General features: G+C 70.4%; 21 protein-coding genes. 5 read left to right on the top strand and 16 right to left on the bottom strand.

What is annotated here, in order from left to right:
- Positions 1-7: 7 nt before the first annotated feature.
- Positions 8-973 carry a MaoC family dehydratase gene (locus ACZ6BG_RS13785; protein WP_469000022.1) on the top strand — a complete coding sequence of 322 codons (966 nt, stop codon included), beginning with the start codon at positions 8-10 and terminating at the stop codon, positions 971-973.
- Here the strand turns inward: ACZ6BG_RS13785 and ACZ6BG_RS13790 are convergent.
- The 5 genes from ACZ6BG_RS13790 to ACZ6BG_RS13810 all read right to left on the bottom strand — a co-directional run bounded on the left by ACZ6BG_RS13790 (position 864) and on the right by ACZ6BG_RS13810 (position 5,586).
- Complete coding sequence (locus ACZ6BG_RS13790) at positions 864-1,481, bottom strand: TetR/AcrR family transcriptional regulator (protein ID WP_469000300.1); 618 nt, start codon at positions 1,479-1,481, stop codon at positions 864-866. The two genes, ACZ6BG_RS13785 and ACZ6BG_RS13790, sit on opposite strands and share 110 nt — an antisense overlap.
- Positions 1,482-1,746: 265 nt before the next feature.
- On the bottom strand, positions 1,747-3,081 hold the full coding sequence (locus ACZ6BG_RS13795; RefSeq protein WP_469000023.1) for a dicarboxylate/amino acid:cation symporter: 1,335 nt from the start codon (positions 3,079-3,081) through the stop codon (positions 1,747-1,749).
- A 369-nt stretch (positions 3,082-3,450) separates the two neighbouring features.
- Positions 3,451-3,744: a DUF4229 domain-containing protein gene (locus ACZ6BG_RS13800; protein WP_468450391.1), complete on the bottom strand. Its 294-nt coding sequence runs from the start codon at positions 3,742-3,744 to the stop codon at positions 3,451-3,453.
- A gap of 104 nt (positions 3,745-3,848) precedes the next feature.
- Positions 3,849-5,012 (bottom strand): aminofutalosine synthase MqnE, encoded by a 1,164-nt coding sequence (gene mqnE, locus ACZ6BG_RS13805; RefSeq protein ID WP_468450389.1) that lies wholly within the window; start codon positions 5,010-5,012, stop codon positions 3,849-3,851.
- Positions 5,013-5,130: 118 nt separating this feature from the next.
- The gene (locus ACZ6BG_RS13810) at positions 5,131-5,586 is read right to left on the bottom strand and encodes an Lrp/AsnC family transcriptional regulator (protein ID WP_031192748.1); all 456 of its coding nucleotides are present in this window, start codon (positions 5,584-5,586) and stop codon (positions 5,131-5,133) included.
- A 140-nt stretch (positions 5,587-5,726) separates the two neighbouring features.
- On the opposite strand from ACZ6BG_RS13810, the gene ACZ6BG_RS13815 reads away from it, so the two are divergent.
- Positions 5,727-5,858, top strand: coding sequence for a hypothetical protein (locus ACZ6BG_RS13815; protein WP_267885485.1), 132 nt, complete (start codon positions 5,727-5,729; stop codon positions 5,856-5,858).
- Here the strand turns inward: ACZ6BG_RS13815 and ACZ6BG_RS13820 are convergent.
- Genes ACZ6BG_RS13820 through ACZ6BG_RS13830 form a run of 3 tightly spaced genes read right to left on the bottom strand, consistent with a single transcriptional unit; the run spans position 5,855 to position 8,960 of the window.
- Positions 5,855-6,583, bottom strand: coding sequence for a UbiX family flavin prenyltransferase (locus tag ACZ6BG_RS13820; RefSeq protein WP_469000024.1), 729 nt, complete (start codon positions 6,581-6,583; stop codon positions 5,855-5,857). The genes ACZ6BG_RS13815 and ACZ6BG_RS13820 overlap by 4 nt on opposite strands.
- 26 nt (positions 6,584-6,609) lie before the next feature.
- Positions 6,610-7,512: a menaquinone biosynthesis prenyltransferase MqnP gene (gene mqnP, locus ACZ6BG_RS13825; RefSeq protein ID WP_468450385.1), complete on the bottom strand. Its 903-nt coding sequence runs from the start codon at positions 7,510-7,512 to the stop codon at positions 6,610-6,612.
- A complete protein-coding gene (locus ACZ6BG_RS13830) occupies positions 7,509-8,960 on the bottom strand; it encodes a menaquinone biosynthesis decarboxylase (RefSeq protein ID WP_030361133.1) in 1,452 nt (483 codons plus the stop codon). The genes mqnP and ACZ6BG_RS13830 overlap by 4 nt, the downstream gene beginning before the upstream one ends.
- 88 nt (positions 8,961-9,048) lie before the next feature.
- Here ACZ6BG_RS13830 and ACZ6BG_RS13835 point away from each other — a divergent pair, with 88 nt between their 5' ends.
- Together ACZ6BG_RS13835 and ACZ6BG_RS13840 are read left to right on the top strand one after the other, a co-directional pair.
- A complete protein-coding gene (locus ACZ6BG_RS13835) occupies positions 9,049-9,381 on the top strand; it encodes a PLDc N-terminal domain-containing protein (protein ID WP_469000025.1) in 333 nt (110 codons plus the stop codon).
- Between the two features lie 357 nt (positions 9,382-9,738).
- On the top strand, positions 9,739-10,671 hold the full coding sequence (locus tag ACZ6BG_RS13840; protein WP_469000026.1) for an isopenicillin N synthase family dioxygenase: 933 nt from the start codon (positions 9,739-9,741) through the stop codon (positions 10,669-10,671).
- A 70-nt stretch (positions 10,672-10,741) separates the two neighbouring features.
- Here the strand turns inward: ACZ6BG_RS13840 and ACZ6BG_RS13845 are convergent, their stop codons facing one another.
- Positions 10,742-11,074 (bottom strand): ArsR/SmtB family transcription factor, encoded by a 333-nt coding sequence (locus ACZ6BG_RS13845; RefSeq protein ID WP_469000027.1) that lies wholly within the window; start codon positions 11,072-11,074, stop codon positions 10,742-10,744.
- Positions 11,075-11,171: 97 nt separating this feature from the next.
- Here ACZ6BG_RS13845 and ACZ6BG_RS13850 point away from each other — a divergent pair, with 97 nt between their 5' ends.
- Complete coding sequence (locus ACZ6BG_RS13850) at positions 11,172-12,176, top strand: quinone oxidoreductase family protein (RefSeq protein WP_469000028.1); 1,005 nt, start codon at positions 11,172-11,174, stop codon at positions 12,174-12,176.
- A gap of 19 nt (positions 12,177-12,195) precedes the next feature.
- Here ACZ6BG_RS13850 and ACZ6BG_RS13855 read toward each other — a convergent pair whose 3' ends face one another.
- From ACZ6BG_RS13855 to ACZ6BG_RS13885, 7 genes are all read right to left on the bottom strand, one after another.
- Positions 12,196-12,702: an SRPBCC domain-containing protein gene (locus tag ACZ6BG_RS13855; protein ID WP_469000029.1), complete on the bottom strand. Its 507-nt coding sequence runs from the start codon at positions 12,700-12,702 to the stop codon at positions 12,196-12,198.
- A 52-nt stretch (positions 12,703-12,754) separates the two neighbouring features.
- Positions 12,755-13,699 (bottom strand): CU044_5270 family protein, encoded by a 945-nt coding sequence (locus ACZ6BG_RS13860; RefSeq protein ID WP_469000030.1) that lies wholly within the window; start codon positions 13,697-13,699, stop codon positions 12,755-12,757.
- Positions 13,696-14,331, bottom strand: coding sequence for an RNA polymerase sigma factor (locus tag ACZ6BG_RS13865; RefSeq protein WP_469000031.1), 636 nt, complete (start codon positions 14,329-14,331; stop codon positions 13,696-13,698). The genes ACZ6BG_RS13860 and ACZ6BG_RS13865 overlap by 4 nt, the downstream gene beginning before the upstream one ends.
- Positions 14,332-14,409: 78 nt before the next feature.
- A complete protein-coding gene (ccsB, locus tag ACZ6BG_RS13870; RefSeq protein ID WP_469000032.1) occupies positions 14,410-15,546 on the bottom strand; it encodes a c-type cytochrome biogenesis protein CcsB in 1,137 nt (378 codons plus the stop codon).
- Positions 15,543-17,381 carry a cytochrome c biogenesis protein ResB gene (gene resB / locus ACZ6BG_RS13875; RefSeq protein ID WP_469000033.1) on the bottom strand — a complete coding sequence of 613 codons (1,839 nt, stop codon included), beginning with the start codon at positions 17,379-17,381 and terminating at the stop codon, positions 15,543-15,545. Before resB ends, ccsB begins: the two co-directional genes overlap by 4 nt.
- A 3-nt stretch (positions 17,382-17,384) precedes the next feature.
- Positions 17,385-18,170, bottom strand: coding sequence for a cytochrome c biogenesis CcdA family protein (locus ACZ6BG_RS13880; protein WP_469000034.1), 786 nt, complete (start codon positions 18,168-18,170; stop codon positions 17,385-17,387).
- Positions 18,171-18,175: 5 nt separating this feature from the next.
- Positions 18,176-18,808 (bottom strand): TlpA family protein disulfide reductase, encoded by a 633-nt coding sequence (locus tag ACZ6BG_RS13885; RefSeq protein WP_469000035.1) that lies wholly within the window; start codon positions 18,806-18,808, stop codon positions 18,176-18,178.
- Positions 18,809-18,819: the final 11 nt, after the last annotated feature.

The raw sequence follows: 18,819 nt of genomic DNA on the forward strand, positions 1-18,819 counted from the left end.
TCCCGTCATGGCCACGCTCGCGCTCACCCTGCTCCGGGGAGCGGCCCTGTCCCCGTTCAAGCGGCCCCGCCCGGACGCACCGCTGCCGGGCCCCACGACAGCCCGCGTCCGGACCGACATCGACCACCTGGTGGCGTACGAACGGCTCTGCGGCTTCGCCGCCGGACAGGGCGCGAGCACGGGCACGGGCAGAAGCACGGACGGTGACGGCCCGACCGGCGGCGACCCCTTACCGCCCACCTATCCGCACCTCCTCGCTTTCCCCCAGACCATGCGCCTGATGGCGGCCCGCGACTTCCCGCTCCCCCTGCTCGGCCTCGTCCACACGTCCGTGGAGATCGTCCAGCACCGCGCCCCGCTGCCCGCCGAGGACCTGGAACTCACCACGTACGCCCGGAACCTGGCACCCCACCGGCGCGGCACCGAGGTGACGGTCACCACCAGCGCGACGGTGGACGGCGAGACGGTGTGGGAGTCCCACAGCACCTACCTCTCCCGCCACCGCACGACAGCCGACCACCCGCACCGCACCCCCACGGACACGCCGGGCACACCGCTCCCCGCCCGCGCCGAGTGGCACCTCCCCGCCGATTTGGGCCGCCGCTACGCCACCGTCTCCGGCGACCGCAACCCCATCCACCTGCACCCGGCCGCGGCACGGCTCTTCGGCTTCCCGCGCGCCATCGCGCACGGCATGTGGACGTTCGCGCGCTGCGTGGCGGAGCACAGCGGCATCGTCGGCGGCGACGAACCCCTTTGCCTCTCCGCCGAGTTCAGGGCGCCGGTGCTGCTGCCCGGCACGGTGACGTACGCGGCCGAGGGCGCCGCGTACGAGCTGCGCGGGCCGACGGGCCGGGTCCATGTCACGGGGTCGGTGACCAGAACCGCCCCTCCATCAGATCGCCGAGACCCGCCCAGGCGAAGTTCATCAGCGTCGCCGCGGCCTGGTTCGCGGACACGGACGGCTGGGTGATGGCCCAGCCCGCGAGGGACTCGGCGGCGCCGACGAGGGCCTGGGCGAGGCCCGCGACCTCGCGGTCGGGCAGGGAGGGGTTGTGGTGGGCGGCGCGGGCGGCCTCCGCGATGAGCTGCGTCACGAAGGCGACGATCTCCTCGCGCATGACGTTGACCTCGGCGGCGAAGGGCTCGCCGACCGTGCGGGCCTGGCTGTGCAGGACGGCCCAGGCGTCGGGGTGTTCGGCGGTGTGGGTGAAGAACGCCCGCAGCCCGTCCCAGAGTTGGCGGTCGGCGGGGTCGCCCGGGGTGACGGCGTGCCGGACGGCCTCGATGAGGGCGGCGGCCTCCCGCCGGATGCAGGCGGTGAACAGGTCTTCCTTGGAGTTCAGATACAGGTACACCAGCGGCTTGGAGACCCCGGCAAGCTCGGCGATCTCGTCCATGGAAGCGGCGCGGTAGCCCCGCTGCCCGAACGTGTGCACGGCCGCGTCGAGCATCTGCCGCTCCCGCACGGCCCGCGGCATCCGTTTCTGCCGCACCGGCTTGCCCCCGTTCTTCGCAGCCTGCACGGCCTTCACGGCTCTCACGACCTTCACATCCGACACCCCGGCCCCCGCCTCCCGCACCATCCGTCCACGGATCAGCCTACGGCGGCCCTCCCCGACGCCCGGAGGTCACCCTGAGGCCACCGCGGCGCACCGCCCCCAGCCCTACCCGCAACGACCGTGCCCCGCACCGGATTTCCGGTGCGGGGCACGGTTTCGGCCCGATGGCGCTATGGGGCCGGGGTCACGCGGTGGCGGGCAGCGGCTCGTCGAGCGAGTCCAGCGGGGAGGCCGACGCGCTGTCGTACGCCTCCTTGTCGAGGATGTTCTCGCGGGCCGCGACGACGACCGGGACGAGCGCCTGGCCGGCGACGTTCGTGGCCGTGCGCATCATGTCCAGGACGGGGTCGATGGCGAGCAGCAGTCCGACGCCCTCCATGGGCAGGCCCAGCGTGGACAGGGTCAGGGTCAGCATGACCGTGGCGCCCGTCAGACCGGCCGTGGCGGCGGAGCCGACCACGGACACGAACGCGATGAGCAGGTACTCCTTGATGCCCATGTGCACGTCGAAGATCTGCGCGACGAAGATCGCGGCGATCGCCGGGTAGATCGCGGCGCAGCCGTCCATCTTGGTGGTGGCGCCGAAGGGCACCGCGAAGGACGTGTACTCCTTCGGTACGCCGAGACGCTCGGTGACCTTCTGGGTGACCGGCATGGTGCCGACCGAGGAGCGCGAGACGAAGGCCAGCTGGATGGCGGGCCAGGCGCCCTTGAAGAACTGCAGCGGGTTGACCTTGGCCACGAAGGCGAGCAGCAGCGGGTAGACGCCGAAGAGGACCAGGGCGCAGCCGATGTAGATGTCGGCGGTGAACGTCGCGTACTTGCTGATCAGGTTCCAGCCGTAGTCGGCGATGGCGAAGCCGATGAGGCCGATGGTGCCGATCGGGGACAGCTTGATGACCCACCACAGAGCCGTCTGCAGCAGCGCGAGCACGGCCTCGCTGAGGTCGAGGATCGGCTTGGCCTTCGCGTCGCCGATCTTCAGGACGGCGACGCCGGCGACGGCGGCCATGAAGACGATCTGCAGGACGTTCAGCTGGGTGAACGGCGTGATGACGTCGGTCGGGATGATCCCGGTGAGGAAGTCGATCCAGGAGCCCTCGCGCTCGGGCTTGGCGCCGTCCTTCGGGGTCAGGCCCGTACCGGCGCCCGGGTTGGTGACCAGGCCGATGACGAGGCCGATGGCGACCGCGATCAGCGACGTGATCATGAACCAGAGGAGCGTGCGGGTCGCGAGCCTGGCGGCGTTGTTGACCTTACGCAGGTTGGTGATCGAGATCAGGATGGCGAAGAACACCAGCGGGGCGACGGCCAGCTTCAGCAGGCCGATGAAGGTGTCGCCGACCTTCGAGAGGGTGGTGACCAGCCAGCCGATGTCCTGGCTGCGGGCCAGCCAGCCGAGCAGCACGCCGAGGACCAGACCGCCGAGGATCTGGGCCCAGAAGGGCAGCTTCAGGAACTTCGGTATCCGGTAGCCGGATCGGGGCTCGCCGGTGGGGGACGCGGAATTCGCGGACACGGACACACTCCGGGTAAAGACGGGGGACGTGAGGAGCGGCGACCGCGAAGGGCCGGCGGGCACCGCTGCTGTGGGTCTGTTCGGGGGTCTGCTGTGGGTCTGTTCGGTGGTTCAGACGCGGCAACAGGCCGCGGACACGCAGCGGCAGAGATCGACATGCAGCCGCGCCACGAGCGGGACGCTCATGGCGATGCGGGGTGCGGCTGCTGTCTTCATGTCGAACACGTTAACACTTGAACTTTGAGTTCATCAAAGGACTTGTTTGAGGTAAGGGGAGCCCCAAGGGTCTCAGGAACGACGAAACCCCGGTAGCGGAGCCGCATGCTCCGGTACCGGGGTTTTCTGCGTACGTGACGTGTGTGACGAACCTTACGACTGCGCGGTGCGCGCCGCGTCGTCGGCGCCGTCCTCCTGCGTGCGGTTCCGCTCCAGGCCGGCCTTGACGTCCTCGACCTTGGCCACGACCTTCGCCGACGCGCGGTCGCGCTCCTTGCGCAGCAGGACGAAGCTGATCGGCGCGGAGACCACCAGGGCGAGCAGGGCCACCCACAGGAGGTTGGAGCCACCGAGGCCGCGCGGTACGACGCCGGAGTAGACGAGGCCCCAGACGACCAAGAAGCAGCCCGCGAAGACCCCGAGGCGCATCAGCGTGTAGCGGAGCATGTCAATCCACTCTTCCGTTCCGAAATAGCCCGGCCGTACCCGGACTGGACGAGCCCATCCAGTGAAGCACGATCCCTCGACCGGGCAGGAGGGGGGTGCGCCCCTCAGAACCGCATGGGCTGGGGCGACTCGCGCAGGGCGCGGTCCGGGCCCGGGTACTCGCGGATCGTCTCGTAGCGGGTGTTGCGCTCGACGGGGCGGAACCCGGCCTCGCGGATGAGGTCGAGGAGGTCGTCCCGGGTCAGCTTGTTGGGCGTACCGAAGTTGTCCGCGTCGTGAGTGATCTTGTACTCGACGACGGAGCCGTCCATGTCGTCCGCGCCGTGCTGGAGGGCGAGCTGGGCGGTCGCGACGCCGTGCATGACCCAGAAGACCTTGACGTGCGGCACGTTGTCGAAGAGGAGGCGGGAGACGGCGAAGGTCTTGAGGGCCTCGGCCCCGGAGGCCATCTTCGTGCGGGCCTGCAGCTTGTTGCGGACCTTGCCGTCCTTCACGTCGACGAAGTCGTGCTGGTAGCGCAGCGGGATGAAGACCTGGAAGCCCCCGGTCTCGTCCTGGAGCTCGCGCAGCCGCAGGACGTGGTCGACCCGGTGCCGGGGCTCCTCGATGTGCCCGTACAGCATGGTGGAAGGGGTCTTGAGCCCCTTCTCGTGGGCGAGCCGGTGGATCCGGGACCAGTCCTCCCAGTGGGTCCGGTGGTCCACGATGTGCTGCCGGACCTCCCAGTCGAAGATCTCCGCGCCACCGCCGGTGAGGGACTCCAGGCCCGCGTCGATCAGCTCGTCCAGGATCTCCGAGGCGCTCAGCCCCGAGATGGTCTCGAAGTGGTGGATCTCCGTGGCCGTGAAGGCCTTGAGGGAGACGTCCGGCAGCGCGGCCTTCAGCTCGCGCAGGGAGCGCGGGTAGTAGCGCCACGGCAGGTTCGGGTGCAGCCCGTTGACGATGTGCAGCTCGGTGAGGTTCTCGCCCTCCATCGCCTTGGCGAGCCGGACGGCCTCCTCGATGCGCATCGTGTACGCGTCCTTCTCGCCCGGCTTGCGCTGGAAGGAGCAGTAGGCGCAGGAGGCGGTGCACACGTTCGTCATGTTGAGGTGACGGTTGACGTTGAAGTGCACGACGTCGCCGTTCTTGCGGGTGCGCACCTCGTGGGCGAGCCCGCCGAGCCAGGCCAGGTCGTCGGACTCGTACAGGGCGATGCCGTCCTCACGGGACAGCCGCTCGCCGGAGCGGACCTTCTCCTCAAGGTCGCGCTTGAGCCCTGCGTCCATTGCCGTACCTCTTGTTTCTCCGACGACCTGCGACAGACCCGACCAACCGTACTCGCCCCGCCCGACGGGCCGGAGCTGCCCCCACGCGGCGCCGCCCGCCCGCGCCCCCGGGCCTCCCCTAGACCTCTTCGGGCAGCTCCCCGACCCTGTTCTCCCACTTCGTGGAGAGCACGATCGTGGTCCGCGTCCGCGAGACCCCCTTGGTGCCGCTGAGGCGGCGGATGGTCTTCTCCAGGCCGTCCACGTCGGAGGCCCGCACCTTGAGCATGTACGAGTCGTCGCCCGCGATGAACCAGCAGTCCTCGATCTCGTGCAGGTCCCGCAGCCGCCGCGCCACGTCCTCGTGGTCGGCGGCGTCGGACAGCGAGATGCCGATCAGCGCGATGACCCCGAGGCCGAGGGACGCGGAGTCGACCGTCGCGCGGTAGCCGGTGATGACGCCGGCCGCCTCCAGGCGGTTGATGCGGTCGGTGACGCTGGGGCCGGAGAGGCCGACGAGGCGCCCGAGCTCGGCGTAGGAGGCGCGGCCGTTCTCGCGCAGAGCCTGGATGAGCTGCCTGTCCACGGCGTCCATAGGTCGAAGCCTTTCATTATTTAGCGTTTTTCCGAGTCTACGTGTAGAATCTAAGGCGTAACAGGGTTCAACCCCTGTGAATCTTTCGGAAACTCAGCAGATCAACGACGATCCTTCGAACTTCAGGAGAGTGTTTCCCCGTGTACACGATCGAGATGGCCTACGCCCGTATGCGCGAGCTGCAGGACCTGGCCAACCGCTCGCGTGCCCACCAGTCCCCGACCGCCGCGCGCAAGGCGGGCAAGAAGCCGCGCGCCGCGAAGAAGCGCTAAGCGCCACCGGAGCCGTCCTCGGCCGACCGGGAGCCACCCGCTCCCGACGCACCGCCGAGTTCGCCCTCCCACCGGCGGTACAGCTCGTGCGGCACCCCCGCCGCGTCGAGCACCCGCCCGGCGACGAAGTCCACCAGATCCTGGATGTGCGTCGCCCCCGCGTAGAACGCCGGAGAGGCGGGCAGCACGACCGCGCCCGCCTCGTCCAGGCCCACCAAGTGCTTCAGCGTCTGCCCGTTCAGCGGGGTCTCCCGTACGCAGACGACAAGCCGCCGCCGCTCCTTGAGCGTCACGCTCGCCGAGCGCTGCAGCAGATCCTTCGAGAGCCCGAGCGCCACCCCGGCCACGCACGCCGTGGACGCCGGGACGATCAGCATGCCCTTCGTCGCGTACGACCCCGACGACGGCCCCGCCGCGAGATCACCCGCGGCCCAGTACCGCACGTCGTCCGTGCGCACCCGGAACGTCCCGGGCTTGCCGTCGGCGCCCCGCGCCAGCCACTCGCCGAGGTCGTCCCGCCAGTGCGCGTCCCGGAACGAGATGCCCGTCTCGTCGAGCAGCGTGAGCCGCGAGGCGCGCGACACGACGAGGTCCACGCTCTCCCCGGCCGCGAGCAGCCCCCGAAGCACCGAAGCGGCGTACGGCGTACCGGACGCGCCGGACACCCCCACGATCCAAGGCCTACGCTGCGTATCTCCTGCATTCACACTGTGAAGCCTATCCATGGGCGCCCGCGCCCGCCCACGGCCCGTCAGACAGTCAGGCCGCGGACGAGCAGGTCGAGCAGGGCGCAGGCGAACAGGGCGATCCCGATGAAGCCGTTGACCTGGAAGAAGGCACGGTTGAGGCGGGAGAGGTCGTGCGGCCGCACGATGCTGTGTTCGTAGAGGAAGGCACCCGCGACGACGACGAGGCCGAGCCAGAAGAACGCGCCCGCGCCGGTCTCCAGGGCGTACCAGACGAACAGCGCCGTGGTGATCAGGTGGCAGCCGCGGGCGCCCCAGATCGCGGCGGGGATGCCGAAGCGCGCGGGCACCGACAGGACGCCGACCTCCCGGTCGGTGTCCACGTCCTGGCAGGCGTAGATCAGGTCGAAGCCGCCGATCCACACGCCCACCGCGAGCCCCAGGATCACGGCCGTCCACGACCACTCGCCGGTGATCGCGAGCCAGGCGCCGATCGGGCCCATGGCCTGCGCGATGCCGAGGATGGCCTGCGGGAAGTTCGTGAACCGCTTGCCGTACGGATAGACGACCATCGGGATCACGGCGACCGGCGCGAGCGCCAGGCACAGCGGGTTGAGCAGCGCGGCGGAGCCCAGGAACACCACGACCGCGATCAGCGCGCCGGTCCAGGCGGACTTCACGGTGACGGCGCCGGTGACCAGCTCGCGGTGCGCGGTGCGCGGATTGCGGGCGTCGATCTCACGGTCGATGATCCGGTTCGCGGCCATGGCGAACGTACGCAGACCGACCATGCAGACGGTGACGAGCAGCAGGCGCCCCCAGTGGATGTTCTTGTCCCACTGGAACATCGCGGTCAGGGCGGCGATGTAGGCGAAGGGCAGCGCGAACACCGAGTGCTCGATCATGACGAGCCGCAGGAAGGCTTTCGTGCGTCCCGGCTGCGGCAGCGCGGCGGAAGCGGAACTCACAGGCCGTACTCCCTCCAGCGGCGGTCGACTTTCGCCGCCGTCTCGGGATCGGACTCGACCATGTCGGGCCAGCCTCCGTCCCGGGTGTAGCCCTCCTCGGGCCACTTCTTCGTCGCGTCGATGCCCGCCTTGCCGCCCCAGAACTGCTGGTACGAGGCGTGGTCGAGGTGGTCGACGGGCCCCTCGACGACGCTCAGATCACGGGCGTAGTCCGTGTTGCCCAGCGCACGCCACGCCACCTCGTGCAGATCGTGCACGTCGCAATCCGAGTCCACGACCACGATCAGCTTGGTCAGGGACATCATGTGCGCGCCCCAGATCGCGTGCATGACCTTCTGGGCATGCTTCGGGTACTTCTTGTCGATCGCGACGATCGCGCAGTTGTGGAAGCCGCCCGCCTCGGGCAGGTGGTAGTCCACGATGTCCGGCACGATGATCTTCAGCAGCGGCAGGAAGAACCGCTCCGTGGCGCGGCCGAGCGGGCCGTCCTCCGTCGGCGGGCGGCCGACCACGATCGACTGGAGCAGCGGGCGCTTGCGCATCGTCACGCAGTCGATGGTCAGCGCGGGGAACGGCTCCTGCGGCGTGTAGAAGCCGGTGTGGTCGCCGAACGGCCCCTCGGGCAGCATCTCGCCGGGCTCCAGCCAGCCCTCGATGACGACCTCCGCCTGCGCGGGCACCTGCAACGGCACCGTCTTGCAGTCGACCATCTCGATGCGCTTGCCCTGGAGGAAGCCCGCGAACAGGTACTCGTCGATGTCGCCGGGCAGCGGGGCGGTGGACGCGTACGTCACGGCGGGCGGGCAGCCGAAGGCGATGGCGACCGGCAGCCGCTCGCCCCTCCTCGCCGCCACCTGGTAGTGGTTGCGGCTGTCCTTGTGGATCTGCCAGTGCATGCCGATGGTGCGCTTGTCGTGGCGCTGCAGGCGGTAGAGCCCGAGGTTGCGGACGCCGCTCTCGGGGTCCTTGGTGTGGGTGAGGCCCAGGTTGAAGAAGGAGCCGCCGTCCTTCGGCCAGGTGAAGAGGGCCGGGAGCCGGTCCAGGTCCACATCGTCACCGGTGAGCACGACCTCGTGCACCGGCGCGTCCTTCACCTTCTTCGGCGGTACGTGCGCCATCGCGCCGAGCTTCCCGAAAGCCTCGCGCACCCCGACGAACCCGTGCGGCAGCTCCGGCTTCAGCAGGCCGCCGATCTTCTCGCTGATCTCGCCGTACGACTTCAGGCCGAGGGCCTTCAGGAGCCGGCGGTCCGTGCCGAACACGTTCATCGCAAGGGGCATCGCGCTGCCCTTGACGTTCTCGAACAGCAGCGCCGGGCCACCGGCCTTCTGTACGCGGTCGACGATCTCGCCGACCTCCAGATACGGGTCGACCTCGGCCTTGATGCGCTTGAGATCGCCCTCGCGCTCCAGGGCCCGGAGCAGAGAGCGGAGATCGTCATAAGCCATGCGGTCAAGTATCGGTCACCGGCTACCCTGGCCAGGTCACCGGGGGCGTCCGGCGCCCCCACTCCGCTCCCTGGGGGATCTCCTACACATGCTCAGGTATCTGCCGTTCCTGCTGGTCCTGGCCGTGTGGATCTACGCCTTCATCGACGTCCTGAACACGCCCGAGAAGGAAGTCCGGCATCTGCCGAAGGTGGTGTGGGTCATCATCGTGCTTCTCTTCGGCGAGGTGCTGCTGGGGCCGATCGCGTGGTTCGTCACCGGCAAGAAACGGCCTGCGGCCGGGCGGGGGGACGTCGGGGGACATGGTGGACGTGGGGGACTTGGGGGGCGTGGGCGTCGGGGCGGCTGGGTCGCCCCCGACGACAACCCCGAGTTCCTGAAGGGCCTGGAGAAGGACCGCGACCCGCGCGACGACGCCTGACCGCACGCTCTGACCGCACCCTCTCCGGCGCTCCGCGCCGGGTCCTCAATCGCCGGACGGGCTCTCTCCCACCCACCCGCCCGAACTGTCACCACCAACCCAACAGCCCGGCACCTCCACCCCGAAACAGCCCCGCCCAGAGCACCTCTCCGACCCGCCCCCGCGCAGCGCCTCTCGGCCCGCCCGGGCAGATCTCAGCCCGTCCGGCGCTTGAGGACGAGGCGCGCAGCGCCGATCCGGCGGAGGCCCGTCCCACCCGAAGGGGACGTCGGCGGCCGGCTGGGGTCCAGGGGGCGCAGCGCCCCGGTTTCGGTGAAGGGGCGGGACTGGGGCGTCCCGCGAGGGCAACATCGAGGCATGACGATCCCCACGATCGACCTGCGGCCCTGGCTCTCCGGCGCCCCGGACACCCGTACACGCATGGCCGCCGAGGCCAGGGAAACGATCGACGAAGCACTCCGCACGGCGGGCTTCCTGCTGGTGGCGGGACACGGCGTGGACCCGGGACTACGGGCCGCCATCCGGCAGCAGGCCCGCGCCTTCTTCCACCTCCCGCCCACCACCAAGGAGCCGTACGCGGTAAAGGTCGGCAGCCGCGGCTGGCTGGGCCCGGGCGCGGAGGCCAACAGCTACGCGGAGGGCGCCGCCTCCCCACCCGACCTGAAGGAATCCCTCTCCTTCGCCGCCGACACCCCCACCGGCGACCCGAAGATCGACGCGGAGTGGTTCGCCCCCAACACCTGGCCCCGGGAAACCCCGGGCCTGCGCGCCGACGTGGAGACGTACCTCGCCCGCATGCGCGCCCTCTCCGACGCGCTCCTCGAACTCCTCGCCGTCGTCCTCGACGAACCGGAGGACTTCTTCACCCGGCACACGACCAACCCCACCTGGGGCTTCAACATCAACTGGTACCCCGGCAGGGACGTCATCGGCGAACCGGAACCGGGCCAGTTCCGCATCGGCCCGCACACGGACTTCGGCACGGTCACGGTCCTGGACCGGCAGGCGGGCCGCGGCGGCCTGCAGGTGTTCACGGACGCCGACGGCTGGCAGGACGCCCCGCACGACCCGGAGGCGTTCACGATCAACGTCGGTGACCTGATGGCGCGTTGGACGTCGGGCCGCTGGCGCTCGGGCCGCCATCGCGTGCTCCCGCCCCCGGCGGACGCCCCGGCCGAGGAGCTGATGTCACTGGTGTACTTCTACGAGTGCGACCCGGGCACGGACGTCCGCGGCACGGACTCGCACGCGTATCTGCGGGCCCAACTGGACGCGATCACGGTGGACTAGCGAGGACGTGGACCGGCGAGGACGGTGGACCGGCGAGGACGGGCCGAGCGCCCTTCGGCCCGGACCGGCCTCAGTCCCCGCGCAGCACCAGCTCCAGCAACCCCGGAAACCGCGCGGCGAACTCCTCGCGCCGCAGCCGGTTGACCCGCCGCGCCCCCTCGTCCCGCTGCTCGACGAGCCCCGCCGCCCGCAGCGCGGCGAAGTGATGGCTGAGCGCGGCCTTCCCGACGGGCACGTCGAAGCTGCCGCAGGCCCGCGTCCAGTCCTGCGAGGACGCCAACTCCCGTACCAGATGCATCCGTACGGGATCGGCGAGGGCGGCGAGGGCCTCCTGCACGGTGACGTCCGCGAGCCGCGCGTGCACCGGCGCCGCACGGTGACTCGCGCCCTTCGCACTCACCACGTACCCGCACCTCCCCACTTCCCCACTTGCCGAGTGTTCGATCCAAACCATACAGTCCCGAGTGTTCAATGCAGATCGAACACCCGGAGGCACCCCCATGCGCGCAGTCCAGCTCCACGAATTCGGCGGCCCCGACGTCCTGCGGGCCGTCGCGACGGACGTCCCCGAGCCCGGCCCCGGCCAGGTCACCGTCGACGTCGCGTACACCGGCGTGAACTTCGCCGACCTCAAGGCCCGCGCCGAGGGCTATCGCGTGCCGGGGCTGCCGTTCGTGCCGGGCCTCGAGGTGTCCGGCCGGATCCGGGCGGTGGGCGCGGGTGTCGCGGGCCTCGCCGTGGGCCAGGAGGTGGCCGCCCTGACGGCGGGCGGCGCCTACGCCGAGGTGGCGCTCGCCGACGCCGCGACCACCTTCCCGCTGCCGCCCGGCGTGGACCTCCGCACCGCCGCCACCCTGCCCACCGTGCTGCCCACGGCCCACGCCCTGCTGCACGAGGTGGGCAGGGTGCGCGCGGGCGAGACGGTCCTGGTGCAGGGCGCGGCGGGCGGTGTCGGCACCGTGGCCGGGCAGTTGGCGAAGGCGGCGGGGGCCAGGGTGTTCGGGGTGGTGTCGAGCACGGCGAAGGCCGCCTACGCGCGCGAGCACGGCTACGACGAGGTGTTCGTCGGCGACGGCTTCGCCGAGGCGGCCCGCGCGGCCACCGGCGGCCGGGGCGTGGACCTCGTCCTCGACCCGGTCGGCGGCGACACGTTCCACGCGGGCCTTGCGGCACTCGCGGTCTTCGGCCGCCTGGTCTCCTTCGGCAACGCGAGCTCCGCCGAGCCGTGGCGGGTGGGACAGGCCGAGCTGTACCCGGGGGCGCGGTCGGTGGCCGGGTTCTCGATCCTGACGCTGGCCCAGACGGCACCCGAGGTGCTGCGGGAGCTGGCCGGGCGCGCCTTCCGGGCGGTCGCCGACGGCACCGTGACGCTGCCGGTCACCGCCGAGTTCCCGCTGGCGGAGGCCGCGCGGGCGCACGAGCTGATGGGCGGCCGCACGACGACGGGCAAGCTGCTGCTGCGCGTCGACGCGTCGATCGGCGGCGACCAGGACGACAGCAACTAGGAGGCCGGGCCCGCGTCGACTAGTCGTAGCTGCGCCGCAGTTCCCGGAACCGCTCCGCGCTCCACGTCGACCAGTCCACCGGCCGCCCGGCCAGCGCGTCCGCCAGGTACTCGAAGTGCTGGTGCCACCCGGCGAGGCAGTCCCGCCGCAGCGAGTCGTCGCCGACCATCTCGTTGGTGAACCGCAGCGCCGTCCGCCCGGTGCCCGCGGGCTCCAGGTGGAACCGGCACCGCCCGTGCAGGTCGACCGTGTACTCGGCGACGACGTCCGGGTCCCACGCGGTGATGTGCCCGGAGTGCGTGGCCGCCGCGTCGCTCGCGTTGAGCCAGCGCAGCGTCACGGCCCCGCCGAGCCGGGGCTCGAACACGTCGGCGGCGGCGAGCCACTCCGACAGTCCCTCCGGGGTGGCCACCGCCGCCCACACCTCCTCCACGGGGTGCCGCAGGTTCAGCACCCAGTGGAGCGTGTGCGTGTCCCCGCGTGTCCGGCTCGTCCCCTGTTCGACAGCTTCGTTGCTTTCGGTCATGGGCCAAGCCTCACGCACACGCCCCCTGGGGTCACGCACCCGCGGCGTCCCGCTACGGGCGTTCGCCCGCCTTGTCGACGACCTCGCGCTCCAGGACGGCGGTGTTGGCGAGGACCTCGCCCTTCTCGGCGTACGGCTTGTCCTCGGTCGTGACCTCCCGCTCGCCGAGGAACCGCTTGGTCTTCCTGTCGAAGATCAGCTCCTCGCGCACCCCGTCGTCCTCGCGGGCGACGGCGACCCCGTGCCGCCCCTCGGCGTCCAACGCGTCCTCGACCAGTTCGACGCCGGGGATCTTCGCCGCGGCGAGATAGAGGGCGGCAGCCTGCTTCGGCGGCATGAGCGACTCGTACGAGAGGTCGCCCACGAGCGTGAAGGCCTGCTGGTCCGCGCTCTTCTCGCCGTCGCTCTCCTTGTGCAGCCAGTCGAGCATGTTGACCGGGTCGGTCGGCAGCTTCTGGAGGTTGCGGTAGTTGGTGTCGGTCGCGACGAGGGGCAGCTCCGGCTTCATGCGTTCGTTCTTGTGGCCGTTGCCGGGCTCGTGCAGCAGCCCTGTGTGCCTGCCGTCCACGGAGATCCACATCTCCCGCTGGTGCAGGGGATCAAGGCCCTCGTCGGAGCTGTAGGCCACCTTGCTCCTGATGTAGGTGAACTGGTCGTCCCGGACGTCCGTCGGCGCGGGCGAGCGCTTCGCGGCCTCCGCGATCTCCTTCAGCACGGCCACCGTCTCCTCGGACGGCGCGGCCTCTGCGGAGTCGCCGCCGAACGGCGAGGCGACCAGCAGCCCCGCCGCGACGGACGCGGCCACCGCGCCCACGACGAGCACGGGCCGCAGCCACGGCGTGCGCCGCCTCGGGACGACGGCATCGGGTGCCTCGGCCTCGGACTGCCGGATCTCGGTCATCAGGTGCTCCTTGAGCAGAAGGTGACGGCCCGGCGGAAGGTCCCGCTCGCTCGGCGACGGGAAGGTCGGGAAGTCGGGTTCGGCTTCGGACTTCATCGGTTTCCCTCCTGGATGGGCCTGACCGCTGCTGCGCGGTCACCTCTCACCTGTCCGCGCCCCGTGGGCGGTTCCATCGCTTTCGCGAGTTTCGTACGGGCCCTGGAGAGCCGCGAACGCACCGTCCCCACCGGGATGTCCAGCGCCGCGGCCGCCGCCTCGTACCCGAGCCCCGACCACACGCACAGCGCGAGCACCTCCCGCTCGGCCCGGCGCAGCTTCGCGAGGGCCGTGCGGACGAGGGCGAGTTGTTCCTTGTCGTCGACGCGCCCGGCGACCTCGTCGGCGAAGTCGGCGACGGCCTCGCCGCGCGGGAGGCGGGCCATCGCGGCCGTGTGGCGGCGGGCGGCGCGGCGCTGGTTGCGGGTCACGTTCGTGGCGATGCCGAGCAGCCACGGGCGCAGGGAGCCGCCGTCGGCGTCGACCTTCCCGCGCAGCCGCCACGCCTCCAGGAAGGTCAGCGACACGATGTCCTCGGCCGCCGACCAGTCGCCCGTCAGGCGGTAGGCGTGGTTGTAGACGGAGCGGGCGTAGGTGTCGAAGAGCTCTCCGAACGCGTCGGGGTCCGAGCCCCGGATCCGTACGCGCGCCCGACGCCGCTGTGCCGCGAGTTCCCCCTGATTCGTCTCCACGCTCTCTTGTCTGTCCGTACGAAAGGGGCCGGTTCCTGTGACCCGCGCCACAGAAACCGGCCCCTTCCGGCCGCCGGATCAGACCCCGGCGTACGAGTGCTTGCCGCTCACGAAGATGTTGACGCCGTAGTAGTTGAACAGCCAGCAGCCGAAGGCGATCAGGGCCAGATAGGCGGCCTTGCGGCCCTTCCAGCCTGCCGTGGCGCGGGCATGCAGGTAGCAGGCGTACGCCACCCACGTGATGAACGACCAGACCTCCTTGGGGTCCCAGCCCCAGTAGCGGCCCCAGGCGTCGCCCGCCCAGATGGCGCCCGCGATGATCGTGAACGTCCACAGCGGGAAGATCGCCGCGTTCATGCGGTACGTGAACTTGTCGAGCGAGGCCGCCGCGGGCAGCCGCTCCATCACGGAGGTGGCGAAGCGGCCGGGCTTCCCGCCGGCCTGCAGCTTGGCCTCGTAGCTGTCCTTGAAGAGGTACGCGCCGGTGGAGACCGCGCCGACGTAGAACGCGGCGCCGCAGAAGATCGCCGTGGACACGTGGATCCACAGCCAGTACGAGTGCAGGGCCGGGACCAGCTGGTCGGACTCGGTGTACAGGACGGTGACCGCGAGGCCGAGGTCGAGCAGGATCGAGGTGATCAGCGGCAGGCCGATCCAGCGGACGTTCTTCTTCAGCGCGAGCAGCGCCAGGAAGACGCCGACGGCCACCGAGGAGAAGGTGATGTTGAACTCGTACATGTTGCCCCACGGCGCGCGCTGCACCGACAGGGCGCGGGTGACGACACCGCCCACCTCGATGAGGAAACCCAGGGCGATGAACGAGACGGCGATCCGGCCGTAGAGGTCGCCCTGCGCGTCACCGGCGGCGGCACCGGGGCCGTCCGGCACGTCGCGGCTGCCCGCGGCGGCGCGCGTGACGACCTTAGGGGCCTCCTTGGCCGCCGCCTTCGGGCGCTCCAGGGTGGCCGTGCCGCCCTTGGCCCGCACGGTGACGGCGGGCGCCGACGCCTTGGCGGCGGACTCGTCGGCCCGCTCGGGCTGCTCGGTGAGCGCGGCGGCCGTGCGGGCGACCTTGCTGCGGCTGCCGAACAGCCACTCCGCCATGAGCGCGAAGAAGGCCAGCAGATAGACGGCCATCGCGGAGTAGATCAGCACATTGCTGATGTGCGCGAGGTTCTCGTTCGGCTCGGCGGCGAGGGTGGTGGCGAGAGTCACTTCTCAGCCCCTTCGGCAGGAACAACATCGGGGGTGGGGTCGGGGTCGGACGGAGTGTCGGCCTCGGGGTCGGTCTTGGCTTCGGCGGGCTCGGGGGCCGCGTCGGCGTCAGCGGCGGGCACGTCCGCGTCAGCGGTGGGCTCGGTGTCCGAGTCCGCGTCGAGTGCGCCCGGTGCCTGTTCGTGCAGCTGCGCGGCGAGCGCGCCCAGTTCCTCGGGCACCTTGGCGGACTCGCTGCGGCCGAGGCCCGCCATCTCCACGACGGTGACGCCGTCGGCGCCCGCCGTGGCCCGCACCCACACGCGGCGGCGCTGGATGAACAGGGACCCGGCGAGGCCCGCGATGGCGGCGATGGCGCCGCCCAGGGCCCAGCGGCTGCCGGGCTCCTGCGAGATCTGGAAGGTCGCCCACTGCTTGAGCTCCTTCTCGAAGGTGATCGACCCGGCGCCGTTCGGCAGCTTCATGGTCTGGCCGATCTTGAGCCGCTTCTTCAGGAGCTCGCCCTTGGCGTCCTTGAACTTCGTCATCTTCCGCGTGTCCAGCTGGTACACGTTCTGCGGAACACCGGAGTCCACACCGAGGCTGCCGTGGTACGCCGAGAGCGCGAGCCGCGGATTGAAGGGCGCGGGGAACTGGGAGAACATCTGGCCGTTGCCCTCACCGGCGAAGGTCGGCACGAAGAAGGCGTTGAAGCCGAGCTGCTCCTTCTTGCCGTCCTTGTTCCGGTAGCCGTCGAGGATCTTGATGGCGCCGGTGGCCGTGCCCATGGAGTCGATGGGGAGCAGCGGCACGGAGACCCGCTGGACGACCTTGCCCTTGCCGTCGCGGACGGTGACGGTGGGCGCGTAGCCGTGGCCGATGAGGTAGACCTTCGAGCCGTCGACCTCCAGCGGCTCGTTGACCTCGATGGCCTTCTTCTTCTCCGGCCCGTGGGCGCCCTCGCTGTAGGTGACGTGCGCCTTGTACGTGCGGGCCGTGCCGCGCTCGGGGCCCGACATCTCGTACGAGCCCTCGAAGCGGTCCAGCTTGAAGCTGAAGGGCGCGAGGTCGTCGGTGTCGAAGAGGCTGCCCGACTTGAAGTCGTCGTACTGCGTGAGGGTGTTGGAGAAGCCGTCGCCCTCCATGATCAGCTTGCCGCCCTCGGACTTGAACAGCTGTCCGGCGGCGAAGGCGAGCAGGAGCACGATGAGCGCGATGTGGAAGGCCAGGTTCCCGGCCTCGCGGAGGTAGCCCTTCTCGGCGGCGACGGAGCCGCCGACCTGGTGCGCGCGGAAGCGCCGCTGCTTCAGGAGCCGCTGCGCCGCCTCGTGCACCTCTTCGGGCGTGGCCTCGGTGCGCCACGTGGTGTACGCGGGCAGCCGGGTGAGCCGCTTGGGCGCGGCCGGCGGGCGGCCGCGGAGCTGGCCGACGAACTGCCAGGTGCGCGGCACGATGCAGCCGATGAGCGAGACGAAGAGCAGGATGTAGATCGCGGAGAACCACACCGAGCTGTAGACGTGGAACAGACCGAGCTTCTCGTAGAGCGGCCCGAGCGTGGTGTGGGTGTCCTTGAAGTCCTGGACCTTCAGCTCGTCCGTGCCCTGCTGCGGGATCAGCGAGCCGGGGATCGCGCCGAGCGAGAGCAGCAGGAGCAGCAGCAGCGCGACCCGCATGGAGGTCAGCTGCCGCCAGAACCAGCGGACCCAGCCGATGACGCCGAGCGCGGGCATGCCGGGCCCGGGCGTGGGGCCCGCGGTGTCGTCGAGGGGGGCGGTGGAGAGCTGCGCGCCCGCGGCACCGAGGTCGTCCCTGGCGCCGGTGGTGTCGTGGTCGGCGCTGGTAGTGGTCTTGCTCATGGATCAGATCCCCACCGAGTAGCTGTTGCTCCAGACCTGCATCTGCTGAAGCACGCTGTCCCAGACGCCGGTCAGCATCAGCAGCCCGGTCACGATCATCATGCCGCCGCCGACGCGCATCACCCATACGTAATGCCGCTTGACCCAGCCGAAGGCGCCGAGCGCCTTGCGGAAGGCGACCGCCGCGATGATGAACGGCAGCCCGAGTCCCAGACAGTACGCCACGTTCAGGAGCGCCCCGCGTCCGGCGCTCGCCTGGTCCATGGCGAGCAGGTTCACGGACGCGAGCGTCGGCCCGACGCACGGCGCCCAGCCGACGGCGAACAGCGCGCCGAGCAGCGGCGCACCCGCGAGACCGACGGCGGGCTTCTTGTGGAAGCGGAACTCCCGCTGGCTGAGCCAGGGCATGAGGCCCATGAAGAAGAACCCGAGCACGAGCATCAGGACGCCGAGGACCCGCGTTATGACGCTCTGGTGGTCCTGGAGGTTCTGGCCGAAGAACCCGAAGAGCGCGCCGCTGGAGACGAACACGACGGTGAAGCCGAGCACGAAGAGGGTGGCGCCCGCCGCCATCCGGCCGCGCCGGGCGTCGGCGAGGTCGGTGCCGCTGACGCCGGTGACGTACGACAAGTATCCGGGCACGAGCGGCAGGACGCAGGGCGAGAAGAACGACACGAGCCCACCGAGGATGGCAACCGGCACGGCGAACAGGAGTGCCCCGTTCAGGACGGTGTCGTTCTGGCCGGTCACGGCGAGCGTCGTGGTGGCGAGGGAGACGGAGGCGGACAAGGCGCTCACTTCTCCGCAAGCAGTGGGTCGATCATCTTGCGCAGCTTTTCTTCGCTGAGTGCCTGCTGCGACCGTGCCGCGATCTTGCCGTCCTTGTCCAGAACAACCGTGGCCGGGATGAGCACTGGGTTCAGCGTGCCCTTGGGGAAGCGCAGCATCAGCTTGCCCATCGGGTCGTGCAGACTCGGATAGGGGACGTTGTAGTCCTTTTCAAAGGCAATCGCTGGCCCCTTCTGGGGATCCCGGGCGTTGATGCCGATGAACTGGATGTCCTTCCCCTTGGAGGCATTCGCCACCTTCACGAAGTTCGGCGTCTCCACCCGGCATGGAGCACACCAGGAGCCCCAGACGTTCAAGACGACGACCTTGCCCTTGTAGTCGTCGACGTCGAGCTTCTTGCCTTCGAGGGTGGTGCCATCGAGCTTCGGCGCGTCATGCCGCTCACCCCGTTTGACCGTGGAGATGCCCTCCTTGCCGGTGACGAAGTTCGTCTGACCGGAACCGCCGGAAGTGCCGCCCGAGCCGCATGCGGAGAGTGCCAACGCGGCCACGGCGGCGCCCGCCGCCAAGAGTGGTGCGCGGCGACGGCTGCGGAGGCTGCGGTTCGGGCTGCGGGGGGCGCAGAAGGCGGCACTCATGTGAAAAGTTT

This window comes from Streptomyces sp. NPDC041205 (genome assembly GCF_055591765.1).

Bases quoted from the DNA above. Each gene is read 5' to 3' on its own strand.
- ACZ6BG_RS13785 (WP_469000022.1), top strand. From the start codon at position 8: ATGGCCACGCTCGCGCTCACCCTGCTCCGGGGAGCGGCCCTGTCCCCG.
- ACZ6BG_RS13790 (WP_469000300.1), bottom strand. From the start codon at position 1,481: ATGCCGCGGGCCGTGCGGGAGCGGCAGATGCTCGACGCGGCCGTGCAC.
- ACZ6BG_RS13800 (WP_468450391.1), bottom strand. From the start codon at position 3,744: ATGCTCCGCTACACGCTGATGCGCCTCGGGGTCTTCGCGGGCTGCTTC.
- mqnE (WP_468450389.1), bottom strand. From the start codon at position 5,012: ATGGACGCAGGGCTCAAGCGCGACCTTGAGGAGAAGGTCCGCTCCGGC.
- ACZ6BG_RS13810 (WP_031192748.1), bottom strand. From the start codon at position 5,586: ATGGACGCCGTGGACAGGCAGCTCATCCAGGCTCTGCGCGAGAACGGC.
- ACZ6BG_RS13820 (WP_469000024.1), bottom strand. From the start codon at position 6,583: ATGGATAGGCTTCACAGTGTGAATGCAGGAGATACGCAGCGTAGGCCT.
- ACZ6BG_RS13830 (WP_030361133.1), bottom strand. From the start codon at position 8,960: ATGGCTTATGACGATCTCCGCTCTCTGCTCCGGGCCCTGGAGCGCGAG.
- ACZ6BG_RS13835 (WP_469000025.1), top strand. From the start codon at position 9,049: ATGCTCAGGTATCTGCCGTTCCTGCTGGTCCTGGCCGTGTGGATCTAC.
- ACZ6BG_RS13840 (WP_469000026.1), top strand. From the start codon at position 9,739: ATGACGATCCCCACGATCGACCTGCGGCCCTGGCTCTCCGGCGCCCCG.
- ACZ6BG_RS13850 (WP_469000028.1), top strand. From the start codon at position 11,172: ATGCGCGCAGTCCAGCTCCACGAATTCGGCGGCCCCGACGTCCTGCGG.
- ACZ6BG_RS13855 (WP_469000029.1), bottom strand. From the start codon at position 12,702: ATGACCGAAAGCAACGAAGCTGTCGAACAGGGGACGAGCCGGACACGC.
- ACZ6BG_RS13860 (WP_469000030.1), bottom strand. From the start codon at position 13,699: ATGAAGTCCGAAGCCGAACCCGACTTCCCGACCTTCCCGTCGCCGAGC.
- resB (WP_469000033.1), bottom strand. From the start codon at position 17,381: ATGAGCAAGACCACTACCAGCGCCGACCACGACACCACCGGCGCCAGG.
- ACZ6BG_RS13885 (WP_469000035.1), bottom strand. From the start codon at position 18,808: ATGAGTGCCGCCTTCTGCGCCCCCCGCAGCCCGAACCGCAGCCTCCGC.